This window comes from Parasphingopyxis algicola (assembly GCF_013378075.1).
GTDB classification, from domain to species: domain Bacteria; phylum Pseudomonadota; class Alphaproteobacteria; order Sphingomonadales; family Sphingomonadaceae; genus Parasphingopyxis; species Parasphingopyxis algicola.
This window is the reverse complement of record NZ_CP051131.1, coordinates 1,473,550-1,487,409: the sequence shown is the minus strand read 5'-3', so window position 1 is coordinate 1,487,409 and position 13,860 is coordinate 1,473,550. Positions and strand designations below refer to the sequence as shown.

The 13,860-nt window shown below is 56.5% G+C and carries 11 protein-coding genes and 1 pseudogene; 9 read left to right on the top strand and 3 right to left on the bottom strand.

Features of this window, described 5'->3' with window-relative positions; all coding sequences use genetic code 11:
* Positions 1-100: 100 nt before the first annotated feature.
* Entirely contained in the window at positions 101-784 is a 684-nt protein-coding gene (locus HFP57_RS07385) for an isochorismatase family protein (RefSeq protein ID WP_176869179.1), read from the bottom strand.
* Between the two features lie 179 nt (positions 785-963).
* Here HFP57_RS07385 and HFP57_RS07380 point away from each other — a divergent pair, with 179 nt between their 5' ends.
* The 4 genes and pseudogenes from HFP57_RS07380 to HFP57_RS18260 all read left to right on the top strand — a co-directional run bounded on the left by HFP57_RS07380 (position 964) and on the right by HFP57_RS18260 (position 4,836).
* On the top strand, positions 964-1,869 hold the full coding sequence (locus HFP57_RS07380; RefSeq protein ID WP_176869178.1) for a LysR family transcriptional regulator: 906 nt from the start codon (positions 964-966) through the stop codon (positions 1,867-1,869).
* Positions 1,870-2,116: 247 nt separating this feature from the next.
* Complete coding sequence (locus tag HFP57_RS07375; RefSeq protein ID WP_176869177.1) at positions 2,117-3,565, top strand: class I SAM-dependent DNA methyltransferase; 1,449 nt, start codon at positions 2,117-2,119, stop codon at positions 3,563-3,565.
* Positions 3,562-4,011 carry a restriction endonuclease subunit S domain-containing protein gene (locus HFP57_RS07370; RefSeq protein WP_176869176.1) on the top strand — a complete coding sequence of 150 codons (450 nt, stop codon included), beginning with the start codon at positions 3,562-3,564 and terminating at the stop codon, positions 4,009-4,011. The genes HFP57_RS07375 and HFP57_RS07370 overlap by 4 nt, the downstream gene beginning before the upstream one ends.
* 58 nt (positions 4,012-4,069) lie before the next feature.
* Positions 4,070-4,836, top strand: a pseudogene (locus tag HFP57_RS18260) (IS5 family transposase).
* Between the two features lie 25 nt (positions 4,837-4,861).
* Here the strand turns inward: HFP57_RS18260 and HFP57_RS07360 are convergent.
* Positions 4,862-5,404: a MarR family winged helix-turn-helix transcriptional regulator gene (locus HFP57_RS07360; RefSeq protein WP_176869175.1), complete on the bottom strand. Its 543-nt coding sequence runs from the start codon at positions 5,402-5,404 to the stop codon at positions 4,862-4,864.
* A gap of 173 nt (positions 5,405-5,577) precedes the next feature.
* On the opposite strand from HFP57_RS07360, the gene HFP57_RS07355 reads away from it, so the two are divergent.
* Positions 5,578-5,940, top strand: a complete 363-nt coding sequence (locus HFP57_RS07355) for a nuclear transport factor 2 family protein (RefSeq protein WP_176869174.1) — start codon at positions 5,578-5,580, stop codon at positions 5,938-5,940.
* Between the two features lie 190 nt (positions 5,941-6,130).
* Positions 6,131-6,865 (top strand): dienelactone hydrolase family protein, encoded by a 735-nt coding sequence (locus HFP57_RS07350; RefSeq protein ID WP_176869173.1) that lies wholly within the window; start codon positions 6,131-6,133, stop codon positions 6,863-6,865.
* Between the two features lie 111 nt (positions 6,866-6,976).
* On the opposite strand, the gene HFP57_RS07345 is transcribed toward HFP57_RS07350, so the two are convergent.
* Positions 6,977-8,281: a spinster family MFS transporter gene (locus tag HFP57_RS07345; protein WP_176869172.1), complete on the bottom strand. Its 1,305-nt coding sequence runs from the start codon at positions 8,279-8,281 to the stop codon at positions 6,977-6,979.
* A 312-nt stretch (positions 8,282-8,593) separates the two neighbouring features.
* On the opposite strand from HFP57_RS07345, the gene HFP57_RS07340 reads away from it, so the two are divergent.
* From HFP57_RS07340 to HFP57_RS07330, 3 genes are all read left to right on the top strand, one after another.
* Entirely contained in the window at positions 8,594-10,237 is a 1,644-nt protein-coding gene (locus HFP57_RS07340) for a GMC family oxidoreductase (protein WP_176869171.1), read from the top strand.
* Between the two features lie 295 nt (positions 10,238-10,532).
* A complete protein-coding gene (locus HFP57_RS07335) occupies positions 10,533-12,767 on the top strand; it encodes a TonB-dependent receptor (RefSeq protein ID WP_176869170.1) in 2,235 nt (744 codons plus the stop codon).
* Positions 12,768-12,883: 116 nt separating this feature from the next.
* Positions 12,884-13,846: an alpha/beta hydrolase gene (locus tag HFP57_RS07330; RefSeq protein WP_176869169.1), complete on the top strand. Its 963-nt coding sequence runs from the start codon at positions 12,884-12,886 to the stop codon at positions 13,844-13,846.
* The last annotated feature ends 14 nt before the right edge of the window (positions 13,847-13,860 follow it).

The following is a 13,860-nucleotide window of genomic DNA, read 5'->3' as shown; positions in this document are numbered from 1 at the left end:
ACGTCGTATCCAATCTTAGGAGGAAGAGGCAAATGCCACCAGCTAACGAGGCCTTGAGACTGTGAGCCTGTGCGATAGCCGGTGGCACTTTGTCTGAACGTCAGTCCAGATGTGTCGGGATCGGGGGAGTGCCGGTCAGGCCGACGCCTTGAGCCACCGCGTCGGCGTTGGACGCAACGCCAAGATAATTGTTCATTGCGGCCTGATACTGACCCATGTGTTGGCTCAGTAGACTTCCGATGTATTGCCCGTTGACCTGCGTGTTCGCGGCCAGCTCAGCGAGCACCGCTACCCAGGTGGTGACGATCGCGCCGGCTGCTGCGAGACGCGTCATGGTGACGTTCTGAATGAACGGGTTGAAGTCTGCACTGGCGTCCATCACGACATAGACTTCATATCCTTCGCGGAGCGCCGACAATGCCGGGAAGGCGGCGCAGACCTCGGTTGCAAGACCAGAAATCACAAGCTTCTTTCGACCGGTCGCCTCGACGGCCTTGCGAGATGCTTCGTCATTCCAGAAGTTGACGAACGGGCGGTCGATGACATCTACATCGGGAAAGATCGCCTTCAACTCGGGCATGGTCGGACCGTTCGGGCCATCTGGCCAGCTTGTGCCCATGATGACGGGAATATCCATCGCCTTCGCCGTTTTTGCATGGCCCAGGATGTTGTTCTTGAGAAGCATCGGGTCGATAGATGAAAGAAACTGCATCAGTCCGACTTGGTGGTCGATCATAAGAAACGCACAATTTTCGGGCGTCAATTCGGAAGCAGGAAGGGCCATAATTTTCTCCAATCTAAACAAGGCTAACGCCAGGAGCGACGCACAGGATTCTTGCCGAGACCGAAACTCAGGCGCGTCAATTGCGGCGCCATTCCGTTTCGGTCCGATAAGAGATATGGGCGCCGGCCCAGCATGATTAGGCGCCCCGAATGCAAAAGCTTACTTACGGGAATGCAATAATGATCGAGGACCTCGTCGACGCGCGCATCATCGTGGAGTTGCACAATCGTCTGAGCTTTTCAGAGGCAGCAAGTGCGCTGGGCATTCCTGCTGCGACTGTGAGCCGCAGGATCATGCGCATGGAACAACGCGCAGGTCTCAAACTGTTTGATCGTACTACCCGCGCTGTGGCGCCTACAGATGCAGGTCTGCTTGCATTCGATCATGCGACCCGAATGCTGACCGAGCACGAAGGCTTTGAAGTTTCGCTCGCCTCTATGCGCGAAAACGTGATTGGAACCGTTCGGGTAACAACCCCGACGATCTTCGGCCAAGCCCTACTTGGCGAAGTGGTTGCGGGTTTTCTCAACGAGCATGCACGATGCGATCTGAAGATCGACTTGCTCGATCGACCGGTCAATCTGGTCGAAGAACCCTATGACGTGGCGATACGCATCGGTCCGATTGTGGATGATGGTTTGATAGCTCGCCCGGTCGGGACCGTTCGGGCTGGATTGTATCGCTGCGCAAAAGCGGCGGACATCGCCATTGACGAATTAGGTCATGTGCCAATGGGCTTGTTGCACGATGCGGGAAAAACCCCACCGCTCTTGCCGCTTGTCTCACAGAACGGCGAGGAGACGGTGATCTGCGCTGCGAACGCGCGACTCATCTGCATGAACCCGTGGCTGCTTTTGGACGCTGCGAGTTCGACTAATCTTGTCGTCGTGCTGCCTGAGATCATCGCCGCGCCCGCGCTGCGTGAAGGACGCCTGCAACGGATACTACCGACCTGGTTTGCCCGACAGGTGCCAGTACACCTAGTGTTTGCGCAAGACCGTCAAATGCGTCCGGCAGTGCGGGCCTTCATCGAGGCCGCGACTCAATCAATTCCGATGGCCATCGCAAATGCCGAAGCCGAATAGCCATCATCAGCTCAGCCAAATGCATTGGCGCGCACAGGAAATTGTCCGTTCGCCTTTGAGCCGAGCCTGCTGCATTAGACGTAAACTGGGCCGTTTGCGGACTGTCCGGTAAAGGCGAGCAGTTTGAAATAGCGGACCTAACAAACAGATAATCTCACGTCGAAGGTCGAACGAAGCGGCTCGAAGCGATTGCTATGGCCGATGACTAGTTGCTAACGAATTATGGCAATCGAAAGGGATAAGTCGCTTGTTCGAAAACGCATTCAAAAATCTGGACAATGTGCTGCGGCAGGAAGCGGGGTGCCAAACCGAGCTCGACTATGCCGAGCAGACGAGCTGGATGCTGTTTCTCAAATATCTCGATGATCTGGAGGAGAAGCGCAAGGACGATGCCGGATTGCGCGGCGAGGATTACGCCCCGATCATGGACGCGGAGCACCGCTGGTCCGCCTGGGCCGCGCCGAAAAATGCCGATGGCGCTTTCGATCATGACAATGCGCTGACCGGGGACGATCTTATCGAATTCGTCGACAAGGAGCTCTTTCCCTATCTCGGCCAGTTCCGCCAGTCGGCCGAACCGGGCAGCATCGAATACAAGATCGGCGAGATATTCTCCGAGATTACCAACCGCTTCCGCAGCGGCTATTCGCTGCGCGACGCGCTGGAGACCGTCGATGCGCTCGATTTTGGCTCAGACGCCAATCGCCACGAGCTCTCGCATCTCTACGAAACGCGCATCAAGAATATGGGCAATGCCGGGCGGAACGGCGGCGAATATTACACACCGCGCCCGTTGATCCGCGCGATGGTGAAGGTGATCGGCCCTGAGATCGGCGAGACGATCTACGATCCCGCCTGCGGCTCCTGCGGCTTTCTGTGCGAAGCCTTCGAACATCTGTGGGACAAGGCGGACAGCACGGGCGAACGCGATACGATCCAGAACGCCACCTTCACCGGCAAGGAGAAGAAGAGCCTCGCCTATGTGATCGGCGTGATGAACATGATCCTGCACGGGATCGAGGCGCCCAACGTGCTGCACACCAATACGCTCAACGAGAACCTGCAGGAGATACAGCCCAAGGACCGCTTCGACATCATCCTCGCCAACCCGCCCTTCGGCGGCAAGGAGCGCAAGGAGGTGCAGCACAATTTTAGCATCCAGACCGGCGAGACGGCGTTCCTGTTCCTCCAGCACGCCATCAAGCGGCTGAAGCCCCGCGGGCGGGCGGCGATCGTCATCAAGAACACCTTCTTGTCGAACACCGACAACGCCGCTACCGCACTGCGCCGCGAACTGCTCGAGGAGTGTACGCTCGATATGGTGCTCGACATGCCGCAGGGCACCTTCACCGGCGCGGGGGTGAAGACGGTGGTGCTGTTCTTCACCCGCGGCGCGCCGACGCGCGAGATTTTCTACTATCAGCTCGATCCGGGCCGCAGCCTCGGCAAGACCAATGCGCTGACCGACGCGGATTTCGAGGATTTCCTGGCGCGGGCGCAGGACCTGGCGGATAGCGCGCAGAGCTGGACGGCGCCAATCGGCGATGTTGACGAGGCGACCTACGATCTGTCGGTCGGCAACCCCAACGCGCCGGAGGAAGAACCGCTGCGCAGCCCTGAGGAGATACTAGACGAGATCGAGCAGCTCGATGCAGAGACGGCGGAGATTTTGGTGCGGGTGAGGGAATTGGTGTGAGCGCGATCCCTCAAATACAGCTCGGAAAGCGTCGCGTCATAAACGGCAACAGCATTCCTGCGAAAACGAAGGCAGCCGAGTTTGCTGGCGTATCTGAAGGTTTGCCCTACGTCGCCACAAAGGACATCAGCTTTGATCATAGGATTAGCTATGACACGGGAGTGAAGATCCCGGCCGACCGCGTGGATACGTTCAAAATAGCTCCGTCAGGCACAGTTCTTATATGTGCGGAAGGGGGTAGTGCGGGTCGAAAGATTGGCATCACTGACCGACCAGTTGCGTTTGTAAACAAGCTCTACGGCATTTTGCCTCATGAGGATTTCGACCCGCGATATGTGTACTATTATCTGCAGGGCGAGGAATTTCAGGAAGAATTTCGATCCAAAATGACGGGGGTTATCGGCGGAGTCTCATTGACTAGGCTTCGTGGACAAAGCTTGACCTGAGACTCGTCCTTCGATTCAAGGCTGCCTTTTGGAGGCGGCATTGGGCGAGCGGATCGGGGTGTTGGATGAAGAATGGGCGTTGATAGGGCCGTTGCTGCCTCCGGAGCGGGGACGCAGCTGCCGACCTGCGCAGGATAACCGCCGTTACTTCGAGGGCATGATGTGGATCGCCCGGACGGGCGCGCAATGGCGACATCTCCCCGATGAGTATGGCAAGTGGAACAGCGTTTTCCGGCGCTATCGAAGATGGGTCACGACCGGTGTGTTCGATGCCATGCTCGAGACGCTGGCCGAACTGGCTGGCCGCGATAGCGCCGCCGACATGATCGATAGCACGGTAGTCCGGGCACATCATTGTGCCGTCGGCATAAAAAGGGGACTCAGCAAACCGAGGCGCTTGGCCGATCGCGAGGCGGCTTCACCACCAAGCTCCACGCGCGGTGCGATGCGAGAGGCCTCCCACTCGGCTTCGTGCTGACACCGGGCCAGGCGCATGACGTACAAGGCTTTGCGCCGCTGTTCCGGATAATCGGCGATCGGATCGAAGCCTTTCTCGCCGACCGCGGCTATGATGCCGACGCCATCCGCGGTGAGATTGCCGCTGCAGGCGTCGAGGCAGTGATCCCCGCCAAGGCCAACCGGCGCAATCCCGCGCAGCACGATCGCGCAAAATACAAGTGGCGCAACCTGATCGAGCGCCTGTTCAACAAACTCAAGAACTGGCGTCGCATCGCGACCCGCTACGACAAAACCAAGGAATCCTACCTCGGCTTCGTCGCGCTCGTCTCAATTAAACTATGGATACCCTTTGTCCACGAAGCCTAAGTTGTGAGTGTGCGGTGATCTGCATTTACGCGGTTAAAGTACTTCTGGCCTTGAGCACTTTGGCTTTGCGCTCATCCGCAAGGCGCGAGCCGGGTGCTGGCGTGTCGACCAAGCCGTCAGCCAATGTTCGAAGAAGTCGAACGAGTTGATCAAAGTCCTTGCCGTTCCAGCCGCTGAACAACTCCAAAGCGAGTCGTTCGCGCGCGCCATCGACGGCCTCGGTTGCCAGGCGTCCGCGCTTCGTAACGATGGCTTCCCGAGATCTTTTGTCGTTGGGGCTTCTTCTGCGTGTCACTAGGCCGAGAGCTTCAAGACGAGCTGTCTGCCTGCTGACGGTTGAATAATCGCGGCCCACTCGCTCCGCGAGGTCGGAAACGCCGATCGGCCCGAGATTCCCAATCAGCACCAAGAGCGGAAAGAGGGCGCGCTCGAGCTTTAACCCGGCGCTTTCGAGCATGGCAGCGTCGCGCTCAGGACTGTTGAAGACCCCAACGATGTCAAGGATCGAAGAGAGCATCTCGGGAAGCGCACCGACAATGTGCTTGTCGTCCAAACGAGAAGTTGACATATCGCTCCCATCGAAATTAGTGTATTATGCACTTATATAGATTGCAACAGGTTTGGGTTGGCTGGCATGAGCAAATGTGTCGCGTCAACCGATGTTCGGAAATCTGATGCCATATTGATGATGTTTTTCGTCCGATTAATGCGAAATCAGGTCGCGAATTGAAGAGGGGAACCATGAGGAATCGAAAAGAGCAAATCATTCGCGACGCTTACGACGCCTTCAATTCGCGAGATGCCGACACGCTAATAGGGTATGTCACTGAGGACGTTAATTGGCCGGACGGTACGACCTCCGATCCCGACAAGCGCTTACATGGTCGTGATGCGCTTCGTGAGTATTGGCAGAAGCAATGGGATGTCACTGTTACCCGCGATACGCCCACTGAAGTAACCGAGCTACCCGACGGGAGGGTCATGGTTCGTCTGGACCAGGTTGTGCGTGACCTTAAAGGGGAAGAGGTTTCGAAAGGCAGTTTCGAATATTTCTTCGAGATGCGCGGTGACCTCATCAGTCGGCTCGACATCACATATCTATGATTGTGGTCGAATCGAGCATGAATGACAGAAATCCCGCCGGTTACTCGTCGTCCCATACCTTCGAAATTATCGCCTTGCTTATGTCGCGCACGGCGCATGGTGCTCTCACATCGATCTTTGTTGGCAGCGCTCCTTTCCAAGGTCGGTCGCCGCCTAAATTGCTCCTAGTTCAACTCAGAAAAATCGTCCGGTGAACATCGATAAAATAACCATCTCCACAGATGACGGTGATTGCCCTGTCTTAGTACTGAAGCCCGAAAGCAAGGCCTCCTTGCCGGCTGTATTGTTTTATATGGATGCGGGCGGGATACGACCCGCCTCAGTTCAAATGGCGGAGCGGCTCGCCGCCGCCGGCTATATCGTCCTTGTGCCTGATTTGTTCTATCGCTTTGGGCCTTATGGTCCGCTTGTGCCTGAAGAGGTTTTCCAAGGCGATGTAATGGCTATCCTTGGTCCGTTAATGGCAACAACAAACAACGCTAAGGCTGCTGCAGATACCGCCGCGTTCATAAATTATCTTGACTCTCGCGATGATGCCCAAAGCAAATTCGGCGCGGTGGGTTTCTGCATGGGCGGCGGGATGGCACTGACAGCTGCCGCGACCTACCCTGACCGCTTCGCGGCAGTCGCGAGCTTTCACGGGGGCAGTCTTGCCACAGATGACCCTAACAGTCCGCACTTGCTGATGCCTCAGATGCAAGCGGAAGTTTATATTGCAGCGGCTGATGGGGATGTCCTCTATCCGCCTGAAATGGCAGAACGGTTCGAGGCGGCGATGGGCTCAGCCAAGGTGCGATATCGCGCCGAAACCTATACTGGCGCCCGACATGGCTGGATGAAACCCGATTTCCCGGTATTCGACGAGGAGGCAGCGAACCGCGGTTGGTGTGAACTCCTTGCGCTGTTCGATCGGACCTTGCGCTAAGCGGACTGATCTTGGTCAACTTGAAAAGGGTGAGGCGACGGCTCCTTCCGTCGCCCCGCCTTGCCGCTGAGATTGGCGCCCCCTAAATCAGCGCTGTGGTGGTAGACTGCGCTATTCTGCCTGACTCACCGTTAAGCAGGGTAGGGCTTCGTCTTCGTCCGGCACTGAAAAACGCCGCGCTGCTATGGTCAGAAGGATCCCCGCGATCGGAAGAGCCGTGGCGCCTACCAAGGCAAGCGATTCATCTATCCGGCTCTCATCGCCGAGTACGTAGTCGGTATAGAAGGCTGTAAGCGCAGGACCGCCGGCAACGCCCAAGAGACTGGTGACCAGCAGGTAAACTGCGGAGATCTGACCGCGAAAACGCGGCGGAGTGCTAATCTGTACAGATGCAGCGGCTGACCCGAGGGCGAACGGTCCGAGGAAAAAGCAGACTGCGAGAAGAGCGATGGTTGCGCCTGCAGTATTCACGAGAGCCAACCCCACCAAGCAAGGGGCCAGAAGCGCAGCCTCGAAGACCCCTACAACTACCGGGCCTGATATCCGCCCACTCTTGATAAGTCGATTTGACAACATCCCGCCGGAAACCGCTCCCAGTGGGCAAAGCAGCAGTGCAGACAGACCTAATGCGAAACCGACCTCGTATACTGACCAACCATAGGTGCGCATCAGAAGTGCGGGCGCCCATGCCAGAAATGCGTAGACGCTAAGCAATATTAGCCCGTACCCAATGGCGAGCGGAGCCATCAATCCTGCCCGCCTTTTCAGAAATCGGCCCGTTTCGATGAGAGGCAAAGGCTTGGCAAGCTGACGCCGAGGAGGCTCTCGGATAACTACAAAAACGAGGAAGCAGATCGGGGCACCCATCAATCCAAGCAAAATGAAGAGCAGCCTCCATCCTGACCAATCCAATTGCGATGCGTTTGCTACCAGATCAGCAATCTGAACAACTTGCCCCCCGAGCAGAAAAGCGCTTCCGACCCCAAGCCAGGCACCAAGTGAAAAAATAGATATCGCCAGCGAAAGCTTTTCCGGCGGATAGATATCAGCAAGCAGCGAATACGCGGCAGGCTGCAAGCTCGCCTCACCAACGCCCACGCCGATCCGCGCCAAAAAAAGCTCCGCAAAGTTGCGAGCGAAACCGCAGGTCGCCGTCATCAGGCTCCAGAAGCCTATGCCTGCGAGGATGACCCTTTTCCTGTTTCGGTGGTCGGCGAGCCAACCAAACGGCAGTCCCAGGACCATATACAGGAGCGCAAAGGCGAGGCCGTGCAAAAGGCTGATCTGGAAGTCAGACAGGAGCAGTTCGCTCTTAACCGGAGCGACCAGCAAGGAGAGTATCTGCCGATCGACAAAGCTCAGCGCGATCGCCAAGGTCAACGTGAACAGCACAAAGCCGCGAGGCATTCCGCGCATCGTCTTATCCCCTACCCAATCTACGCGGCCAGGCCCTCGCCAACCCGCGACGAGCGGATTATGTTAGGCAGAATATGCCAATCAACACGCATTGATTATTGTGTTTCTGCTCGTAGGGATATCGGATCAAGCGGTTTATTACTCGCGATATTCCGGCACGACTGAGCTTCCGGTGAACGCACTTTCCCCACACGGCACCTGCCGTACCGTAAGTCGAGGCCAAATCAGTAAGTTTGAGCAAGCGGCTCGATTATAGGCCGACGGTCATCATACGTCGAAGAGATGATCGCTCAGGCAGGGAGGGAGAACCCTATGAGAGAAGTTTACGACTTCATCATCGTAGGCAGTGGGTCGGCGGGAGGTGTTTTAGCAAACCGCCTTTCCGCCGAGGGCTCTACAAGCGTTTTGGTGCTCGAGGCGGGCGGAATGGATAGCAGCCTCTTAATGCAAATGCCGCTCGCCGCCGGCAAGATGTTCTATAACCCTGCCTTCAACTGGCCGCTTACGACCGAGCCGGAGCCCCATGCTGACGATCGGGAAATCATTCTCGCTGCGGGCAAGGTGCTGGGCGGTAGCTCGTCCATCAATGGTATGATGTACACCCGAGGTCATCCGCGGGACTACGATCAATGGGCGCAAGTGGGTTGCCCTGGATGGTCTCATTCAGAAGTTCTCCCATATTTTCTTCAAGCAGAGCGCAACTGGCGCGGGAAAAGCGAGAGCCATGGGGGTGATGGGCCGCTGACGGTCTCTGCAGCGGTAAAGGATGATCTTTTCGACTTTATCACCGAGACCGCCCAAGAACTCGGGCACACCCTGACAGACGACTTCGAAAGAGATGGCCCGCAGGGGTTCGGGATCACCGATACGACGACCCATGGTGGTCGGCGAGGCAGTACCGCTAGGCGCTATCTTCGCCCGGCGCTCAATCGAAAAAACCTCACATTGGTTTGCAACGCGCAAACTCGAAAAGTCCTTTTGGACGGACGCCGCGCCGTAGGTGTCGAATATGTCCATGAGGGTAAGGTCTACAGAGTCAAGGCATCCAGGGAAGTCATTCTCTCGGCAGGTGCTTATCATTCGCCTAAATTACTGATGCTGTCCGGCATCGGTCCGGCCGATCATCTGCGGGAAATGAACATTCCCGTCATTCGGGAGTTGCGCGGCGTCGGAAACAACCTTCAAGATCATTACGGCTATTCGATCGTCTATCACACACATGAACTGATGAGCGTCGACCGGCAAATGCGCATGGATCGGCTTGCGGGATCCGTCTTGCGCTGGGGTCTGACCGGCGGCGGACCTGTTTCCGGGCTTCCTTTATCCGCGATCGGATACTTGAAAACGAGGGAAGGAATGGAGCGGCCGGATATCGAGTTGCTGTTCACGCCCGCTTCGCTTGACGCTCAAATGTGGTTCCCTGGTTGGCGCCCTGCTAATGGTCAACAATTGGCTATCTCAGTATCGCTTCTCCGCCCACAAACTAAAGGACATGTGAAACTTGGTTCTGACGATCCCGAGGCGGTACCGCGCATTACGCACAATTATCTCGCGGATCCCGAAGATCGCGCTGCTTTTCTTCGTGCAGCTCATATGGTCCGTTCGTTCATGGAAACCGAACCCATCGCGTCTGTCGTCAGTGAGGAAGTGTTCCCGGGTGCCGCCGCGAATGACGATGAGGCACTCGCGGGCTTCATCCGCGAGACCATGCGCTCGATGATGCATGCTTGTGGCACGTGCGCGATGGGTACGGGCGAAGACAGCGTCGTGGACCCTGAGCTGCGAGTGAACGGCATTGATGGGCTGCGCGTCGTCGATGCGTCGGTCATGCCGTCGATCCCAACAGGGCACACCAATGCACCGACCATCATGCTCGCCGAGAAGGCAGCGGCCCTAATTCTTGGCCGCACTGAAAAGCGTGGCGATAGCGATGCGCAAGCTAAGGTCAATCAATAGACTGCAACGGCATAGTCGAAAAAGGGACTTCGCGACGGCCCGAACCCGCGCGGTGGGTTAATCGGGGATCATCGATCTGGACCGTGACGTCGATCCAGAGTCTTTAGCAGTGTCAGCCTGACAGCCCGTCGCCATCGCGACTTTCAGTCACGAGTGAGCTTCCGCCAAGTGCACTTCTCAGTCTCCAGGTCGCGATTATAACAAACCGACGATCGGCCGTCGTCGCGCACCATGCTCGTGTGCGCGTCCCAGAAGCCGGAGAAGAAAACAAAGATAATCTAAGGGGAGTTGGACTATGCGCAATATACACGGAACTTGCCGTGCGGGCCTTTTTGCATCCACGGCGGCAGTATTCCTAGCGACTCTATCAACTCCAGCCTTCGGCCAAGAGGCCGATGCTCAGCCCGAGAGCCAGGCGCTGGCCGACGAAGAGGCCGTCGATTATCAGCAAGCGAGCGAGGATGCACGGCAGAGTTCTGCCGATATGCTTACGGACGTGATCCTGGTCACTGGTCGGCGGATCGGACAAGGCGAGGCCCTGCAAGATGCTCCTGTTGCCGTGACAGCCTTCGGGGAAGCGCAGCTTGAGGCAGCTTACGTGCGAGACCTTCAAGGACTGAGCTATGCCATACCGAACGTCGCCTTGGATCAAGGTGCTGCTTTCCCCGGCATTCAGAATTTCTCCATCCGCGGGCTTGGTACTGTCGGGACTGTTCCTTCTATTGATCCAACGGTCGGCGTTCTTGTGGACGGCGTCTATCTCGGAACTACGTACGGCGTTCTCACTGATGTATACGATTTAGAAGTAATTGAGGTTCTCAGAGGGCCGCAAGGCGTGGCATTCGGACGAAACGTGACGGGCGGCGCTATTCTCGTGAATACGACCACGCCAACCGATGAGTTCGAGGCGAAGTTCCGTGCCACCTTAGAGACAGGTCCAGAGTGGGGCGTTGCGGGAGCGATTAACGTACCGATCAGCGATGGCGTTTCTGCGAGGCTGACGTCCTATTATACCGATGACAATGGGTTCTTCGAAAGCTCAGTTAGTGATGACTTCGGAGAAAGTGAAACCTTGGTTATCCGACCGGCTCTTCGCATTAGTCCGTCAGGCCCTGGTGAGATCATCTTGCGCTACGAGTATGGTAAAATCACGGGCGATGGGCCGGTCTGGCAATTCGCGGACACATTCTCTGGCTTCCAGACCGGAAGCGACGAAGAGGGTTCCAACAGAATCCGTTGGGACCAATTCATTGCGGAGATAAATCTCGACGTTGGGTTTTGGGATGGAACGATCACAAATATTTTTGGCTGGCGTGACGTGGGGCAACAGACCCGGCTCGATCTCGACGGTAGTCCGAACTTCTTGTTTCATGCCAATATTGATTACGCACAAGACCAGATCAGCAATGAACTCCGTTTCAGCGGCACGCCTATGGATGGGGTAAAATTTACTGTCGGCGCCTACTATTTCGAGCAGGATTTGTTTTACATTGAACGGCGCGAAATCCTCGATAGATTGATCGTCGGCTCGCTGGGCGGCCGACAAGACTCCTGGACAGCAGCTGCTTTCACCGCGATCGATATCGACCTAAGCGACACGATAACGTTGAACCTTGGTCTTCGATATACTGAGGAAGAAAAGTCTGTGCAGATTGCGACATTCAATACTACAAACCCGCCTTGCGATCTTGGGACAGGCATCTGCAATTTTGACTTTTCCGACAGCGAAAACTGGAGCAGCTGGATGCCGCGAGTTGGTTTGCAGTGGCAACCCAATAACGACTTGCAGGTCTACGGCAATTGGTCGCGCGGCTTCCGGAGCGGGGGGTACAACTTCCGCAGCTTTAGCACAGTCGTGCCTCCTGGACCGTATGATGAAGAAACGAACGATGCCTTCGAGCTTGGCTTTAAGTCCGACCTTTTCGATCGGCGCCTTCGCGTGAATACGGCTGTGTTCTGGAACGAGTTATCGGATCTTCAGCGCGACATTAACTTCCCCACGCAAAACTCCGGCAATGCACAAGTTATCCGCAACTCTGCAGATGCCCGCATCAGGGGCGTAGAAGTAGAGTTCACGGCGCGACCCGTTCAGGATCTCGTTTTGACCGGAACAATCGGCTACGTAGACGCCGAATATACGGACGTTTTTTTCGATATCAACGGCGATGGAGCAATTGACCAAGTTGACGAAAATTTGGAGCTTGTACGCGCAGCACCGTGGTCATTAGGTTTCGGGGCGAACTACGAGATCTTCCTCGAGAATATTGGTAGTGTCGTGCTGCGCGCAGAATATTCGCACCGTGATCGGACAGCTGTGGCGGATCGCAACAATGCGTTTCTTCCCGCATCAGACATTGTTGATGCTAGTATCGTCCTTAGACCGGAGGACGTCGATATGAGTGTTTCATTCTTCGTTCGCAATCTGACAAACGAAGTGACGTTGAACGGCGCAACTCTCACCGGTTTGGGGCTGTTCCAACAGCCCAACGAGGGTAGGACATTCGGCGTGGAGACGAACGTTCGCTTCTGAAGATCGATGAAGAGAAAATGCATGTGCTGAACCTATGAAGATTTCGGCGAGGTTTCCGCATGCTACGCCATCTATAAGGCTGCGAGGCCACCGGCATCAAGCCGTCAGGATCTAATATGCGCACGTCGTCAACCCGGCACCTCGTCGATCCAGAACTAATCCCGCTCATCGAAGCGTCGCCAAGCGAGCCCCTCAATCGCGATAATCTGATCGATTTTCGCCAATCGTTGGCCAAGCGCTTAATGGCACTGCCATGTCCAGGCATTACACCTATGGGACGCCTAGCGTCTGGACAGAACGGAGCGCCTGACGTTAGACTCCTTGTTTATGACCCAGGCGGGACGGACAAAGAGCGTCCGGTGATGCTACACATCCACGGCGGGGGCATGATTTCGGGGAGCGCGGAACTGAGCATCCTCGGTATCGCGCCGATTGCGTTGGAGCTCGGCGTGGTTGTTGTTTCGGTAGACTATCGCCTAGCTCCAGAGACCCCCTTTCCTGGGCCGCAAGAGGATTGCTACGTGGCACTACACTGGCTTCTAGCTCATGCGGCGGAGCTAGGCGTCTCACCGTCAAAAATTGCGATTTCAGGTGATAGCGCTGGCGGGGGCTTAGCAGCCGCCCTCGCGTTCATGATCCGGGACCGGGACGACTTTTCTCCAGCAGCACAGCTGCTCGTCTTTCCCATGCTCGATCATCGCACCGGTGGGCCAGATGACCCCTATTGCAATCCGATTACCGGAGAATTTGTGTGCACACGCGAACGAACTCAGTTCGGCTGGGAAGCTTTGCGAGGTGATTATCGCGCCGATGATGCACGCAAAGGTTGGTTTTCGCCTGCACTTGCGGATGACTTGACCCGTCTACCCCCGACATGGATCGGCACAGGGGCTCTTGATCTCTTTTTGGACGAGAATCTGGATTACGCCCGCCGCCTTCGCAGGCGCGGTGTGCCAACCGAGATGCACGTCTACGAGGGGGCTGTCCATGGCTTCAACGCCATACCGCAAGCATCCGTTTCGAAGCGGTTCGCCTATGACGCCGCAGTGGCAGTGCGGCAATTGCTAATCGACCTTTAAGCGATGCCGCAGAC